This window comes from Terasakiella sediminum (assembly GCF_033100395.1).
In the GTDB taxonomy this organism is placed as follows: Bacteria; Pseudomonadota; Alphaproteobacteria; order Rhodospirillales; family Terasakiellaceae; genus Terasakiella.
The window spans coordinates 26,257-41,179 of record NZ_JAWLVJ010000010.1; the positions used below are offsets into that span (position 1 = coordinate 26,257).

General features: G+C 48.9%; 15 protein-coding genes. 4 read left to right on the forward strand and 11 right to left on the reverse strand.

Going from position 1 to position 14,923, the window contains the following annotated elements:
• The first annotated feature begins 128 nt into the window (after positions 1 to 128).
• Both RYZ26_RS09410 and asnB read left to right on the forward strand, forming a co-directional pair.
• Entirely contained in the window at positions 129 to 1,349 is a 1,221-nt protein-coding gene (locus RYZ26_RS09410; RefSeq protein ID WP_317682943.1) for a UbiH/UbiF/VisC/COQ6 family ubiquinone biosynthesis hydroxylase, read from the forward strand.
• Between the two features lie 3 nt (positions 1,350 to 1,352).
• Positions 1,353 to 3,269 carry an asparagine synthase (glutamine-hydrolyzing) gene (gene asnB, locus RYZ26_RS09415; protein WP_317682944.1) on the forward strand — a complete coding sequence of 639 codons (1,917 nt, stop codon included), beginning with the start codon at positions 1,353 to 1,355 and terminating at the stop codon, positions 3,267 to 3,269.
• Between the two features lie 66 nt (positions 3,270 to 3,335).
• Here asnB and RYZ26_RS09420 read toward each other — a convergent pair whose 3' ends face one another.
• From RYZ26_RS09420 to petA, 5 genes are all read right to left on the reverse strand, one after another.
• Positions 3,336 to 4,148, reverse strand: a complete 813-nt coding sequence (locus RYZ26_RS09420; RefSeq protein WP_317682945.1) for a hypothetical protein — start codon at positions 4,146 to 4,148, stop codon at positions 3,336 to 3,338.
• Between the two features lie 441 nt (positions 4,149 to 4,589).
• The gene (locus RYZ26_RS09425) at positions 4,590 to 5,024 is read right to left on the reverse strand and encodes a BLUF domain-containing protein (RefSeq protein WP_317682946.1); all 435 of its coding nucleotides are present in this window, start codon (positions 5,022 to 5,024) and stop codon (positions 4,590 to 4,592) included.
• Between the two features lie 195 nt (positions 5,025 to 5,219).
• A complete protein-coding gene (locus RYZ26_RS09430; RefSeq protein WP_317682947.1) occupies positions 5,220 to 6,035 on the reverse strand; it encodes a cytochrome c1 in 816 nt (271 codons plus the stop codon).
• A gap of 13 nt (positions 6,036 to 6,048) precedes the next feature.
• Complete coding sequence (locus tag RYZ26_RS09435; RefSeq protein WP_317682948.1) at positions 6,049 to 7,281, reverse strand: cytochrome b; 1,233 nt, start codon at positions 7,279 to 7,281, stop codon at positions 6,049 to 6,051.
• A gap of 14 nt (positions 7,282 to 7,295) precedes the next feature.
• Positions 7,296 to 7,850 (reverse strand): ubiquinol-cytochrome c reductase iron-sulfur subunit, encoded by a 555-nt coding sequence (gene petA / locus RYZ26_RS09440; RefSeq protein ID WP_317682949.1) that lies wholly within the window; start codon positions 7,848 to 7,850, stop codon positions 7,296 to 7,298.
• 253 nt (positions 7,851 to 8,103) lie between these two features.
• Between petA and RYZ26_RS09445 the strand changes: the two genes are divergently transcribed.
• Positions 8,104 to 8,565 carry a tRNA (cytidine(34)-2'-O)-methyltransferase gene (locus RYZ26_RS09445; protein WP_317682950.1) on the forward strand — a complete coding sequence of 154 codons (462 nt, stop codon included), beginning with the start codon at positions 8,104 to 8,106 and terminating at the stop codon, positions 8,563 to 8,565.
• 9 nt (positions 8,566 to 8,574) lie between these two features.
• Here RYZ26_RS09445 and RYZ26_RS09450 read toward each other — a convergent pair whose 3' ends face one another.
• The 3 genes from RYZ26_RS09450 to RYZ26_RS09460 form a co-directional block, all read right to left on the reverse strand.
• Positions 8,575 to 9,357, reverse strand: a complete 783-nt coding sequence (locus RYZ26_RS09450) for a substrate-binding periplasmic protein (RefSeq protein ID WP_317682951.1) — start codon at positions 9,355 to 9,357, stop codon at positions 8,575 to 8,577.
• 298 nt (positions 9,358 to 9,655) lie between these two features.
• Positions 9,656 to 9,841, reverse strand: a complete 186-nt coding sequence (locus RYZ26_RS09455; protein WP_317682952.1) for a hypothetical protein — start codon at positions 9,839 to 9,841, stop codon at positions 9,656 to 9,658.
• Positions 9,838 to 10,674, reverse strand: a complete 837-nt coding sequence (locus RYZ26_RS09460; protein WP_317682953.1) for a hypothetical protein — start codon at positions 10,672 to 10,674, stop codon at positions 9,838 to 9,840. The genes RYZ26_RS09455 and RYZ26_RS09460 overlap by 4 nt, the downstream gene beginning before the upstream one ends.
• 128 nt (positions 10,675 to 10,802) lie before the next feature.
• On the opposite strand from RYZ26_RS09460, the gene RYZ26_RS09465 reads away from it, so the two are divergent.
• Positions 10,803 to 11,420 (forward strand): LysE family translocator, encoded by a 618-nt coding sequence (locus tag RYZ26_RS09465; protein ID WP_317682954.1) that lies wholly within the window; start codon positions 10,803 to 10,805, stop codon positions 11,418 to 11,420.
• On the opposite strand, the gene RYZ26_RS09470 is transcribed toward RYZ26_RS09465, so the two are convergent.
• The 3 genes from RYZ26_RS09470 to RYZ26_RS09480 form a co-directional block, all read right to left on the reverse strand.
• Complete coding sequence (locus RYZ26_RS09470; protein ID WP_317682955.1) at positions 11,417 to 13,558, reverse strand: protoglobin domain-containing protein; 2,142 nt, start codon at positions 13,556 to 13,558, stop codon at positions 11,417 to 11,419. The genes RYZ26_RS09465 and RYZ26_RS09470 overlap by 4 nt on opposite strands.
• A 131-nt stretch (positions 13,559 to 13,689) precedes the next feature.
• The gene (locus tag RYZ26_RS09475) at positions 13,690 to 14,145 is read right to left on the reverse strand and encodes a hypothetical protein (RefSeq protein ID WP_317682956.1); all 456 of its coding nucleotides are present in this window, start codon (positions 14,143 to 14,145) and stop codon (positions 13,690 to 13,692) included.
• An 84-nt stretch (positions 14,146 to 14,229) separates the two neighbouring features.
• Entirely contained in the window at positions 14,230 to 14,853 is a 624-nt protein-coding gene (locus tag RYZ26_RS09480) for a bacteriohemerythrin (RefSeq protein ID WP_317682957.1), read from the reverse strand.
• Between the last annotated feature and the right edge of the window lie 70 nt (positions 14,854 to 14,923).

Below are 14,923 nucleotides of genomic sequence, written 5' to 3' on the forward strand. Positions count from 1 at the left end.
TTCTTTTGTGATCATCTGTATCCTTTTTGGCAGCTTTTCAACGGATAATCCTGATTCCAAACCTTGTTTTTTCTAGACAAAATCATTCCACAAGTTACATATAATCCTGTAATTATGCAGAGGGTATTATGGCGCAGCATCTTGAAACAGACGTTCTGATTATTGGCGGCGGTCTGGTCGGTGGTTTGACCGCTTGTGCGTTGGCGCGCGGCGGTGTGGATGTGGTGGTTGTCGATGCCGATGATCCCGAAACCCTGTTGAATGCAAAATATGACGGACGCTGTTCTGCCATTGCACGATCTGTCCATAATGCCTTTGTCGCCCTTGACCTGTGGGATCATATGGAACCGGAAGCCGGCATTATTGAAGATATCCGCGTGACCGATGGCAAATCCCCGCTTTTCCTGCATTTCGACAGTCTTGATCTAACGGGCGTACCCTTTGGCTATATGCTGGAAAACCGCACGGTGCGTAAAACCTTGCTTAAGGTCGTACCGGAGATGGATCACGCGACCTATCTGGCGCCCATGCGCGTCCAGAACCTAGAGCGCACAGCTTCTGAAGTCAATGCCACCCTGTCTGATGGTACCACGGTGAAATCGAAACTGGTCATTGGCGCAGATGGACGTGGGTCCTGGGTACGTCGTTCGGCCAATATCGATGTGACCAAATGGTCCTATGATCAAACCGCCATTGTCTGCACAGTAGAAAGTGAAAAGTCCCATCAAAATGTGGCGCAGGAACATTTTCGCAGCACCGGGCCTTTTGCCATCCTGCCTATGCCGGGTCATCGCAGTTCCATCGTCTGGACGGAAAGCACACGCAATGCGCCTGTGCTGATCAATCTGAACGATGAAGATTTCCATGCCGAACTGGCAGAACGGTTTGGTGATTACTTAGGCGACGTCAAGGTCGTGGGGCCTCGCTGGTCCTATCCGCTGACCCTGCAATATGCCAAACGATCCATTGATCAACGCCTTGCTTTGGTGGGCGACGCCAGCCACGGCATGCATCCGGTGGCAGGCCAAGGCTTTAACATGGGCGCGCGCGATGCCTGCGCGATTGCTGAGCTGATCATTGAAACCAAAAACCTCGGCCTTGATATCGGGGCTGGACGTGTTCTGGAAGATTATGATCGCTGGCGTCATTTTGATAACCACCTGATGCTGGCCTCAACAGACGCAATTGTAAAACTGTTTTCCAACAATATCGGTCCTGTACGTTTTGCCCGCGATGTGGGTCTGGCCGTGGTGGATAAACTGCCCTTTGCCAAAAAATTCTTCACCAAATCCGCCATGGGTCTGGTGGGTGAATTGCCCGAGATCATGAAAGAACGTGAGGCGTCTTAGGATATGTGTGGTATTGCCGGTCTCATCGACCTGACCCGATCCACCTCCACGCCAGAATTGTCATTCTTGACCAAAAAGATGACCGATACCCTGCTTCACCGTGGCCCCGACGGCGGGGATGTGTGGGTGGATGGGGAAACTGGCGTGGGTCTGGGCCATCGTCGTCTCGCCATTATTGATTTATCCGAGGCAGGCCATCAGCCTATGACGTCGGAAGATGGCCGTTTCGTCATGGTTTATAACGGGGAAGTCTATAACGCCGAAGACCTGCGCCCGGAACTCTTGGAAAAAGGCTATAGTTTTAAAGGTCATAGCGATACCGAAGTGATGATCAACGGCTTTTCTGAATGGGGCGTTGAAGCCACCATCGAAAAGCTGATCGGCATGTTCGCCATTGCGCTTTGGGATATGAAAGAGCGTCGGTTTTATCTGATCCGCGACCGATTGGGAATCAAACCGATTTTCTGGAGCGATACAGGTACCCATCTATTATTCGGGTCTGAACTGAAAGCGCTTTATGCCCATCCCAATTGCCCTAAAAACATCAACCGCGGGGCCATTGCAGCTTACTTGCGTCATAACTGCATCCCGGCCCCCCACAGCATCATCGAGAATGTCCACAAGCTCATGCCCGGCCATATGCTGGTGCGCGAGTTCGATGGCACTCAGACCATCAAACCCTTCTGGTCGCTTGAAAATGTGGTGAAAAACAGGGAGATCTTCCAAGGCAGTGAAACGGAAGCCGTGGATGAACTGGAAAACCTGTTAAAAGATGCGGTGAAACGACGCATGGTGTCTGACGTACCGCTCGGTACTTTCCTGTCCGGCGGCATTGACAGTTCCACCGTTGCTGCCCTGATGCAGGCACAATCTGACAAACCCATCCAAAGTTTCTCCATCGGGTTTGAGGAAGAAGGCTATAACGAGGCCAAACATGCCAAGGCAGTCGCCAACCATCTCGGCACCGATCATACGGAACTTTATGTCACACCTTCTGAAGCGCGCGATGTAATCCCGAAATTACCGGATTACTATGACGAACCCTTTTCCGACAGTTCGCAAATTCCGACCTATCTGGTTTCCAAGATGACGCGCGATCATGTGACTGTCGCTTTGTCCGGCGATGGCGGGGATGAACTGTTTGGCGGCTATACCAGATACCTCACCGCACAGAAATATGGCGACAAGCTGTTTTCCCTGCCCAAACCTGTGCGTCAATTAGGCAGTGGCATGATCCGCAGCCTGCCGCCCAAGGCCTGGGAACAGCTGATCAAAGTCATTCCGGCTTCCAAACGGCCCAGTCATATGGTCAATAAGCTCTATAAACTGGCCAACGTGATGCGCGGGGATGAAGATGATTATTACCGCACGCTGATCAGCCAATGGCCAAACCCGGAAAACGTTGTCCCCGGCTCAACTGAACCCAAAGGCATCGTCTGGGATGAAAGCATCAAGCAGATCGTGCCGGATTTTGTTGAGCGCATGCAGTATCTCGACACATTGACCTACATGCAGGACGATATCCTGACCAAGGTGGATCGGGCCTCCATGGCGGTGTCATTAGAAGCGCGCGTGCCGCTGATTGACCACCGGGTCGTGGAATTTTCCTGGAATCTTCCCCCCCACATGAAGATCAGAGACGGCCAGGGCAAATGGGCTTTGCGGCAGGTTTTATACCGCCATGTCCCGAAAGACCTGATCGAACGTCCAAAAATGGGTTTTGGCGTACCGATAGATGCCTGGTTGCGTGGGCCGTTGAAAGAGTGGGCGCATGATCTGTTGTTCCAAAATGCAGATGTGTTTGATCAGACAGCCATTCAGCAGAAATGGGATGAATACCAAAGCGGCGCCCAGAACTGGCAGTATCATCTGTGGGATATTCTGATGTTCAACAGCTGGCACCAGAAGTGGCGTAGCTAAAACGGCAAAGAGGTTCCGGCCTGCGCCGGAAAACAGCCTGTGTCCCGGACCTGATCCGGGATCTCATTAACCCTGACGCACGAAACGCATCTGATCGATGATATAGCGGCCAACTTTCTTGCGCATGCTCTGTACTTCTTCTCGCAAAGTCAACAAGGCCCCAGCCACACCGGCTGTTTCATTCATGTTCGATTCGACCATGGTACGTAACGTTTCCATGTCCTGTTCCAGCTTCATGGTGCGCGCAGACTGTTCTGCGGCGTCCATTTCCAGAATGCTGGTGCGCGTGCGGGTATCTTCCAAGTCACTGCGCACCACACGAACCTGACTTGCCAAGTCTTTCAGGCCACCTTCGCCTTCAACGATTTCCATCAGATCGGCCATATCTTTGCGCGCCCCATGTAGCGCTTTTTGATAACCGGTGATCTCGCTGCGCATTTCAGCAAATTCCTGATGAACCGTATCCGCTTTCATAGCCGCCCTTTCCATCCGTTGGGTCCGCGCGCGAATACCTTTCAGTTCTACCTGCTGGCGTTCCATCGCAAGGGTGGCCTGTTTCAAGAGCACACGGATATTCTGAATATCACCGGATTGCGCTTGCGCCGGAGCCTGTGCGACATCCTGAATACGTTCCACCAGTTGATCAACGGTGCCGCGCAAAGCTTCATATTTGGCTTTATGTTCATCGCGTTGTTCACGGATGCGGTGCAGGTCCGCCTGGCGTTCCTTGACATATGCTTCATGACGTTTCACCGCGTCGGGGCGAATACCGAAGCGTTTAGCAGCAGACGCCAGACCCGGTGTTAGCGGGGATCGCTTTAAGGGCGTGATGTTATCCACCTTCGGTGTTACCGCGATTGCCTGCTGTGCCTGTGCCATTTTTGCTCACTCCCATGCCACACCCCTATTTGCCGGGTGCAAAGAAATATATCCATTTCTAACATCATGACGGAGAAAAATGAGCAGATGGTTAACGCCGGAAAATTTTCTTAAAACAAAAGACAGAACCCCTTTGAAAACAATTGATTAATACGCAACACGTATGAAGGGGGAGGAGGGCAAGAAGGTCTTCGGATTGGAGGGAAAGTCGAGCATCACACTTCTCGGCGGGATACTTGGGTGGGAAGGAAGTAGATGTTCTTCTCACCCTCCAAACTCGAAAACCGGACTACCCGTGCCGCTTAAAATCACTGTTTCCAAAGGAGTATTCGATTTCTTAGGTGTCTGTAGTCTATCACTTTTATCTTATATTTCTATACGGTTGAATACCTCGGTAATTATGCGCTCAGGACATTTACATCAGGAAAAATACTTGCAATCCTAATTACTTACCGCCTGGCGCCAGATGCCTTTGGTGAATTTCTTCAGAACTTGACGCGCCCGGGTGTCATCCAACGTTAGCGCACTCAGTTCCGTCGCATAATCAATAAATCCGTCTAACTGATCAGCCTGCCGCATGGTATCGACAAACCCCATGGACCAGTCTTCAAAGTCTTTCTCGTCAATATCACCCTTAAAGATCAATTTGATATTGGTGTGGCGAGCGTCCTGACAAATACGTTTATAAAGCGCGTTTGTTTCTGTTTTTGGGCCTTCAAGAACCTGCAAGAAAGAGCCTTTGCGATAAACAAGGATGCCACTGATATCTAATCCCTGATTATGATTTCTGGCCTGCGTGAGAATCTCGTTCAATTCATCTTGTTTGAATTCATCCTGGGCTGCACTGGCGTAGATGATTTGGCTAAGGTCTGTCATTCTTCGGTCCTTTCTTACTATTTTGTCTCCTTGTTACTTATTCTTAAAAAGCTTATCAGAACTATTTAATTTAGAATATCCGCATCATTGCTTGAGTAAATCTACCTTATTCTTTTGTGTAATATTCAAAAGAAAACCGCCGCTCCCACAATCGGGAAGCGGCGGCTTCTTTAATCAGTAACTGAGTTGCGAAACTTAGTGTTTCACGTCAGCCCAGATTTTGCGTTTCAACGCATAAAGCATAGCTGTCAGCACAAGCAGGAACAGCATAACTTTAAGGCCCAGAGACTTACGTTGGTCCAACTCAGGTTCAGCTGCCCAGTTCAGGAACGCAGAGATATCCAGTGCGTGCTGTTCAGCTGTCATTGGTGTCCCATCTTCATATTCAACCAGCTCGTCAACAATCTGAGCAGGCATGGAAGAATAGTAGCCCGGGAAGTAAACGTTAAACGTTTTGTCTTCGTTCTCTACAAAACCTTTTTGAGACGAAACTTCTTCAGGAACTTCGTCCATGAAGCCCATCAGGAAACTGTAGATATAGTCAGGACCGCCCATACGTGCTTTTGCCATCAAAGACAAATCAGGTGGCAGTGCACCGTTCGCATCGATCGCAGCAGCATCGTTTGGATAAGGGTTTACGAAATGATCGTGAGGTTTCGCCGGACGCATGAAGAATTCACCGTCTTCGTTCAGTTCTTCGCCGATCTCATTATGAGGAACGCGAACTTCTTTTTCAGCAGCGATTTCTTTAATCTCGTCTTCAGTAAAACCAAGTGCAGACAGGTTACGATAAGCAACCAGACGCAGACCGTGACAAGACGAACAAACTTCCTGATAAATCTGGAAACCACGACGAAGTTGTTTCTGGTCGTACTGACCGAAGAAACCTTCAAACGAGAAATCCTTGTCCATCAGAGGTGGCACATAGGCACCACCAGCAGCTTGCGCAGTTGTTGCTGTACCAGCGCTCAAAGTCAGAGCGGCAACAGCGGCAATAATCAGTTTACGCATGTTACGCATCTCCTTATTTCTTAAGCACTGAAGCAGCAATGCTTTCAGGCAGATCAACTGTTTTCTCGATCTTGCTCATAAGCGGCAGGATCACGAGGAAGTGTGCGAAGTAGTACGCTGTTGCCAATTGTGACATCAGTACGTACGGCTGTTCAGCAGGCATCTGGCCCAACCAGCCCAGCAGCACACAATCCAGGAACAATACCCAGAAGAACCACTTGTACACAGGGCGGAACTTACAGGATTTCACTTTGGAGCGATCCAGCCATGGCAGAACCATCAGCAGGATGATAGAAGCAAACATTGCCAATACACCGCCGAGTTTTGCAGGAATGAACAGGATATCAAAAGTGATCGCACGCAGGATCGCATAGAACGGCAGGAAGTACCATTCAGGAACGATGTGTGCAGGCGTTACCATTGGGTTTGCCGGGATGTAGTTATCCGGGTGACCCATGTAGTTCGGTGCCCAGAACACGAAGAACGCAAAGAACATGAAGAAGGCAGACATGCCGAACAAATCTTTGATCGTGTAATATGGGTGGAACGGGATGCTGTCTTCAGGCTGTTTCATCTCAACACCGATTGGGTTGTTGGATTTAACAGCGTGCAGCGCCCACAGGTGCAGACCCACAACACCAACCAGAACGAATGGCAGCAGGTAGTGCAGGGAGAAGAAGCGGTTCAGTGTTGGGTTATCAACAGAGAAGCCACCCCAAAGCAGTGTTACAATAGACTCACCAATGATTGGGAAGGCAGAGAACAGGTTCGTAATTACCGTCGCACCCCAAAGTGACATCTGACCCCATGGCAGTACGTAACCCATAAAGGCAGTACCCATCATCAGAAGCATGATGACAACACCGATGATCCAGAGGATCTCGCGTGGGCCTTTGTAGGAACCGTAGTACAGGCCACGGAAGATGTGGATGTACACTACGATGAAGAACATGGACGCGCCGTTCATATGGATGTAACGGATCAGCCAACCGTAGTTCACGTCACGCATGATACGTTCGACCGAATCAAACGCCATGGATGTGTGTGGAGTGTACTGCATAACCAGGAAAATACCTGTCAGGATCATAACGATCAGGACAGTCAGCGCCAGGGAACCGAAGTTCCACCAGTAGCTCAGGTTACGAGGCGTTGGATAGCCTGCAGTGGAGTGATGCATCATGGAGAAGACCGGCAAACGCGTGTCTACCCACTTGATGACTGGGTTTTTCCATTCAGGAGAACTCATATCTTAGGGGCTCCTTAACCGATCAGAACGTTTGAGTCGTCTTTAAAGACATACGGCGGAACAGCAAGGTTCAACGGCGCAGGGCCTTTACGGATACGACCAGAAGTGTCGTAGTGAGAACCGTGACATGGACAGAACCAGCCACCATAATCACCACGTGGATCGCCAGCCTTCTGACCAAGCGGTACACAGCCAAGGTGTGTACACACACCCAGCAGGACCAGCCATTCAGGTTTCTGAACGCGATCGGCGTCTGTCTGTACGTCAACCAGGGACGCACTGTCATCTTTTTGTGCTTGTTCGATTTCTTCCGCTGTGCGGTGACGAACAAATACTGGTTTCCCGCGCCAGATTACAGTGACGCTTTGCCCTTCTTCGATCTGTGAAATGTCAACTTCAGTTGTTGACAACGCCAGAACGTCAGCAGATGGGTTCATGCTGTCAACAAAAGGCCAGACAGCGCCAGCAACACCTGCAGCGCCGACAGCAGAAGTCGCCAGCAGCAGGAAGTCGCGGCGGGATTCTCCGCCTTCCGTCTTATTCTCTACATTGGTAGCCGTATCAGCCATGTGATTACCTCATTCATGTCCCCGTACATGATGCGGGGTGCCCAAGTCGTTGTTATGGTTGTTTTTTTAAATCGATCTTAAAAAAAACAAAGCACAACGCAGGCTCATTCCCAACAGAATGAACCGCGCACGGTATAATGCATTTTGCAGCGCAAGAAAAGGTTTAAGAATGCTTTTCAGACGAAATAATGATAGGAAAAGCAAGAACTAGCCTGCAGTTAATAACGACTCTTAATAAAGAAAGAAGAAATAGATGCGCCTCGCCCTTTTTCAACCGGACATTCCCCAAAACACCGGAACCCTGCTTCGACTCGCGGCCTGCATGGGGATTGGAGTGGATATTATCGAGCCTTGCGGCTTTGTTCTAGATGACAAACGCATGCGCCGTGCCGGGATGGATTACCTCCATCGTGTCGATCTCGTGCGCCATAATTCCTGGACCAGCTTTTGTGAGGTAAAAAAAGAAAAAGGCGGCCGCCTCATTCTATTATCGACCAAGGCAGCGCATCTCTATACAGAATTTGAATATCAGCCAAATGATACCTTACTCTTGGGACGTGAAAGCGAAGGTGTACCACAGGAAGTGCATGATCACGCCGATGAACGGTTAATCATCCCCATGTCTGAAGGCATGCGCTCCATTAATGTAGCCATTTCAGGGGCCATGGTTTTAGGGGAAGGCTTGCGCCAAACCGATGGTTTCCCCAGTCTTTAAAGCAGCACGTCAGTTCATATAAAACGTCTGGTCCGGCAATTTGACGAAATGCTTTTCCAGGATTTGTTGCAGCCGACCATTTTGATAAAGCTTATCCATGGATTGGTTGAAGGCCTTTACAAATTCCATCTTCACCGCATTTTTCGGCAAGCCTATATAATAATGCAGGGTCTTTTGGGTGACACGATAATCCAGCTGCTTAATGTCGCTCATACGCATGATATACTGACCGATATCACGATTGGAGAAAATGGCGATCTTCTTGGTCTGATATCGACCGAACGCCAGCTTTTTAAAGGCCTGTTGCAGGGTGGTTTCTGTCAAAATCTCAAAATCTACACCGCTTCGTTTGCGGACATCTTCCAGGGTCGCCAGCATGTTTGACCCATAAAGGGTCACAATCGTATAGTCTTCAAATTGGCTGATATGCCGGATATCTTCATGAATGGCCTTGGGGACAAAAAAGCCATATTGGGTCATGGCGTAAGGCTTGCTGAAATAGAAATCTCTTTCCCGCGCCTTGTTTTTGCCCATGGTGATAATGCCATTCAGTTCTGCATTTGACATCATGGAAATCAGACGTTTGATCGGATACATTTCAATCTGACATTCAATGGTCAGATTTTCACAGACCTCGCGCACCACTTCAGCCCCAGGTCCAACCACATGGCCTTTGTCATCCAGATAATTAAACGGTGGCAGTGTTTCCGTGCCAAACAACATCGGTTTTTCCGCCCCGGCTGAAAAACTGACATGCAGGCTGATCACAGCCACAACCAAATATTTTAACATCCACCTCATTGGCCCATCATATCTGAATCAAAAAGAAATTCATACGACTGATTTGACAGCTTTTACATGTATAATAAGATTTTTATTCATTCTTCTTGTAAATCTTTAAATTGAACAAATAAATAAATTTAGATGTCTTAAAATTGTATTCAAACACACGAAGTCCTGCGTGTCAGGTGGAACAACACACAGGCTTCGTGGTAAAAAATTCGTCATTCCGACACAAGCCGGAATCTATTCAACCCCAGAGCCTCGGAGACCCTGGCCTTCGCCGGGATGGCAAATATATTTTTTAAAATCAACAGGCTTCACCAGTGGAAACCAAAGGCCAGGTTAGCACCCCGACTTCGGCACCAAACGCTTTGGTCAGCAGATAGGCCACATCCGGTGTCACCGCCTCTTCCAGGCGTGCAAGTTCTTCTGCCGTCAGCTTTCCTAAAGATTCCAGAACAAAAATGGTCAGATCCTGTACCGATGCACTCATGAATAAGCTTCCTTCTGATAGAGAGACTGATAGTCCACAGGTTCGATCATATGCCCCAAAAAAGAGCAGAGCGGATCATGAACAGCACAAATCAATTTGCCAAACATCGACCCCTTCTTGCGCACCCCCAGACGATAGAGAACTTCTGCCGTGCGATGGTTCACAAAGAATGACATCATCTGCGTCGCAATCCGGGACCGACGCATCAAACGCACATAGGGCACGGCCCAGAACTGATATCCCCGCATGAAAGACGGTGGCAAATGTTTACGGGCATATTGCGTGCAAAGTTGACAATGACGATTATTCATCCGGCCCTGGCGGGTCATTTCCGTACAAATAACTTTGCTATCAGCACCATCCGAACCATCACTCGGCGCGGCACTCAAGGCAGTGGCCGTATTTTCACCGCTCGTATTCTGATTTGCCTGTTGTTTTTTCTTACGTTCTTCTTGTGCAACAGCTTGCGTGGATTGTGACACCTGGGGCGTTACTTTGGTTTGTTGAACTGCGTCCGTTTGGGCGCTCTCTGAAGTGATTTTTTGTTCCCCCACAACCGGATTATCCCAAGGTGAAAGGTCATTTTGCTCTGTCCCGGCAGTGGCCAACAGTCCACTGCCTGTTGTAGATGCGACAGTTGTCGTATTTTTGTTTATGTTTTGTTCCGTATTTTCCTTTGTCAAGGTGACAGGTTGTGATCGGCGGCGCTCAAACTCTTCAGCCGTAATGGTCTGACTGGGGTTCTGCCGGTTTTTATAATACCCCTGCCCCAAACGTCCCATCTGATCGGCCACATAGACCCAATCTTCAGAACGGAATTGCGTGGATGACATAATAAGATACTCCTTAATTTTAAGATCAATTTCCTTGATATAAGGTTATTATTCCTATTATCAAGCCCTCTTGATTTATTCTCTCAATCCGCCCATCTTAAACGTTCAAAAAAAGGGAAGGCTGATCCATGTCGATTGAATTTATCGTCACTTCGTTGATTGTCGTTTTAATCCCGGGCACCGGTGTTATCTATGTGCTTACCAACGGGTTGTTGCGTGGCAATAGTTATGTCTTGAGTGCGGCACTGGGCTGTACCCTTGGGATTCTGCCTCATATCCTCGCCAGTGCACTGGGCGTTGCCGCCCTTCTCCATACCAGTGCGGTTGCCTTTCAATTTGTAAAATATCTGGGTGCGGCTTATCTGATCTATCTGGGTTATTGCATGTGGAAAGAAACCGGATCCCTGCAAGTCAATACAGATGACAAATCCCTGCAAAAATCCCATCTAAGGACCGTCATCAGCGGCATTCTGATCAATATCCTGAACCCGAAATTGTCGATCTTTTTCCTCGCGTTCCTGCCGCAGTTTATGAACCCGACAAACACACAGCCTTTGTTAGAAATGGCCACACTGGGGGGCTTTTTCATGGGATTAACCCTGTTGGTTTTTCTGATCTATGGGTACGGGGCGGCCTTTGTGCGGCACTTTATCATGGAAAACCCGCGCATCCTGCAACGTATCCAGAAAGGATTTGCCGGGCTTTTCGCTTTATTAGGCGTTCGACTTGCGATGGAAGAACGTTAGAACTTATAGGCCATACGCAGGTTGCCCCAGTGACGTTCGCGGATATAGACCGGGGCGTCTACTTCTTTCAGCAAAACCCGTTGATCCCCAACCACCCGATCATAAGCCTGTACCAAAACAGGCTGTGTATTGCGTGCCGCACGTAAACCTGCCGGGTCGGCAAAAATACGGCGGTTGCGACAATTGGCATCATTCCAGACCGGATCATCGCTTTGTTCCTTGGCATAAACCAGGTTATGGGTCGGAAGATAGGCCGCACGATCCACACACGCTGCAAACACGATGTTCGGCGCACGTGTCACTAGTTCTTCCTGAATATCGGGTAGATATTCATCGGTGATGGGGGTGAATTTGGTCATTACCTGACGCGGATTCGTATCGGCAATGGGTTGATAATCAATATCAAAGAAATCTTCGAAACGGATCTTGTTTTTGGAAATCGCATCTTCAAAGGCTACTTCCACCCGGCGTGCGCCTTCCTGTACCAGATCAATATAGGTCTGATCATGAGCTTTGGTCGCTTCCAAAACTTCAATCACCTTGTTGCGCTCATCTTCATTATGGCGACCAAAGGCAAGGTTAACAATTGGCGCAGCAATGGATTTGATCTCACAGTCAAACGTGCCCAGTTCCGGGAAAGAAACCTGACAAGGCCCCACGCGCAGCGGCATATTTTCATCATAAACCCGCAAGGACGCCCCGCCCAGGGCAAGGTCTGCACTGGTCCCATCAACCATCACCCCATTCTGATTGATTTTCAGCTGGGTCCCGTAAGGCACACGGACCGTATGACGGCGATCACCAGCATAGGATGTACGCAGCAACAAGACCATGGAATTACTCAGGCCCTCAACGTCGCGCACCACATTGTTTGAAATGTTGGACACTTTACGCGCCACCGACTGTGCCGTCGTATTTTGCCCGCTGACATCTTTCATGCTGCTATCCACATGAGCGGTGCTGTCAGACGCACTTTGCGCACTGGAACTGATCTCGGATGTTGCGGCGGTTTGTTGTTCCACCGATTCTGCGATGGTCGCGACATTTTCACCCATCTGCTGGATCAGCTGGTTGGTCAGCTCGATTTCTTGTGCTGCGCGTTCTGTTGCCTGCTGAATTTGGGCGGATTGCTCATTCACCTGATCGATCGCTTTTTCGGTTTCGGCCGCCAGATTTTTCACTTCTGATGCCACAACAGCAAAGCCTTTGCCGGCCTCCCCAGCGCGCGCGGCCTCAATCGTCGCATTCAGGGCCAGCAAGCGGGTTTGCGATGCGATATTCTGCACTAATGCTACGACAGACGATATTTCCTGGGCGGTTTCGGCCAGACTGGTCACCGTTTCCCGGCTGCGTTGGGATTGATCAATGGCATCCTGGGCAATGGATTCCGATGTCTGCACCTGATTGGCAATACTTTGCGAGGACGCATCCAGTTCTTCGGTCGCTGCAGCCACCGTATGAATGGCCTGCACCGTATGAACCAGCGATTCGTCGGCCACATTGACCTGCTTTTCCAGATCAATCTGAGCATTGTTGAGCTTCTGGACATTATCCTGCATCAGGCTGGTCTGATCAGACACACTGCGGATGGTTTCATTGGCTTCTGACAGGATCTGGTCGGACATGGCAAGCAATTGTTCACGGATTTTACGCAGCTCGCCCTTTTCGATATAGCTCATCATCGCAAGATCGATATCCAGACAGACCGTACGTAACATACCGCCGATCTGGTCGGTCACTTTCGGGGATTTCACACCATTTTTCTGCAAAAAGGCCGTGATCATTTTTTCCAGGATCAGGAAGTATCCGCCCAGATACCAGCGCGGTGTCAGCCCGATCACATCATGAACCTGCCCCACCATCATGGCACGTTCGATATATTCATCACTGAAATCACCGGCAAACATCTTTTCCCAATGCACCAGCTGCGCATCGGTCAGAGTCTCGACCGTTGAATGACCATCAATGATTTTCTGGGTTTCTTCAAATTGTGCCAGATGATTATAAAATTGTGCAACTGCGGCGGGTACGTCTGCTTTAACCGTCTGGAAAAAGGTCCCCATATCCCGTTTTGCGTTTTCATCAATACGCAAAAACTTCAAGCGTTTTTCGATGTCGGTCTTATCCCCGGCTCCCATGGTCTCGTCTCCCCAGCTCGTTACCATTTTTCTTTATTCTATTCACATAGTGACTAGAAATTAAAGAACTTTCGAACAAACTAATCTAAAGAATAAAAGACGGACTAACCCAAAGAGGAAAGAATCAGGCCTTAACCAAACATTTTGGCGAATGATTCCTGTGTATAGCCCGGCGGCAGAACCTTAACGTGTTCCTTATTGCGATACATATCAGCTTCAGGGTTTCTGATTTCCGGCTGCAGCACTTCAGTCAGGAAGGCAAAGACGCCCGGGGCCATATTTTTCGGAAAAGCCTGCCAGGTAATAAACACCCCGCCACGCATATCATAGGCCATGACTTCGCGGCTTTGCTTGGCATCTGTGATATCCATAGCCAGATCATCCGCCAGCCCCACATAGACCCAGCCCGGCTTTACTCCACCATGCCAGATCACATATATCGCAGAAACACCGGATACATTTTCTTTGGCCAATTCAACAAAGGGCAAACGGCGGAATTTGCCGTTATCACTTTTAGACCATGCCACGTCCAGAACGTTTGATTTCGCGTTCTTTTTACCGCCACCAAATAATCCAAAAAGTCCCATTGTCGTCGTACCCTGTCGTCAGTCGATTTCTGTATTAACTATAATGATTTAATACCGAATTGTCATGTTCAATGCAATCTTCACTTATTTGCCGAACAATTCCTTGGCTTTCTTTTCACGTCGCGCGGTCTGAATCCTGGTGATTTTCTCCACCGCCTGATCGACCAGTGCGCCTTCTTCGGAAGATTCGGTAATCAGTTTAATGAAATGGCGCACGTGATCTTCTTTATCAATCGGGCAGGCAATCTGCACCATCTGGGACGAGGTATTGGCCTGAAAACGGTTGGTAATCGACGGATCACCCTGTTTCTCGCCATTCAAATAAGGCTGATACTGCACATCAATTTTCAAAATATGATTCAACAACCAGTTTTCCAGAAAGGTCACAATCTTCTGCGCATCAATATCGCCCGGACAGGTTTCATGAAAATCACGTAAGGACATGATGGAGTCGCGAAAAGCATCATGTTCCTGTTTATGAACTTCAAAATCGGGATAGCCCGCACGGATCATAAAGCGTTCTTCGCGTTCAAAATGTTCATCCACATACAGCAACAGGGCATTGATGGTGGCTTTGATACGACCTTCGCCACGGTCCTGATGAATATGTTCCCCTAACTGTCGGATAGAATTAAACAGGGTCTGGTGATCCTGATCAATCGCCCCAATGCCAATCTCAAATTCTGGCGACCATTCCTTAAATTTCATATCTGTGGCTCGCTTCTAGCTTATTTCTCTATTCATATATGGAGCTTACGCATAATTCTTTAACAATTAC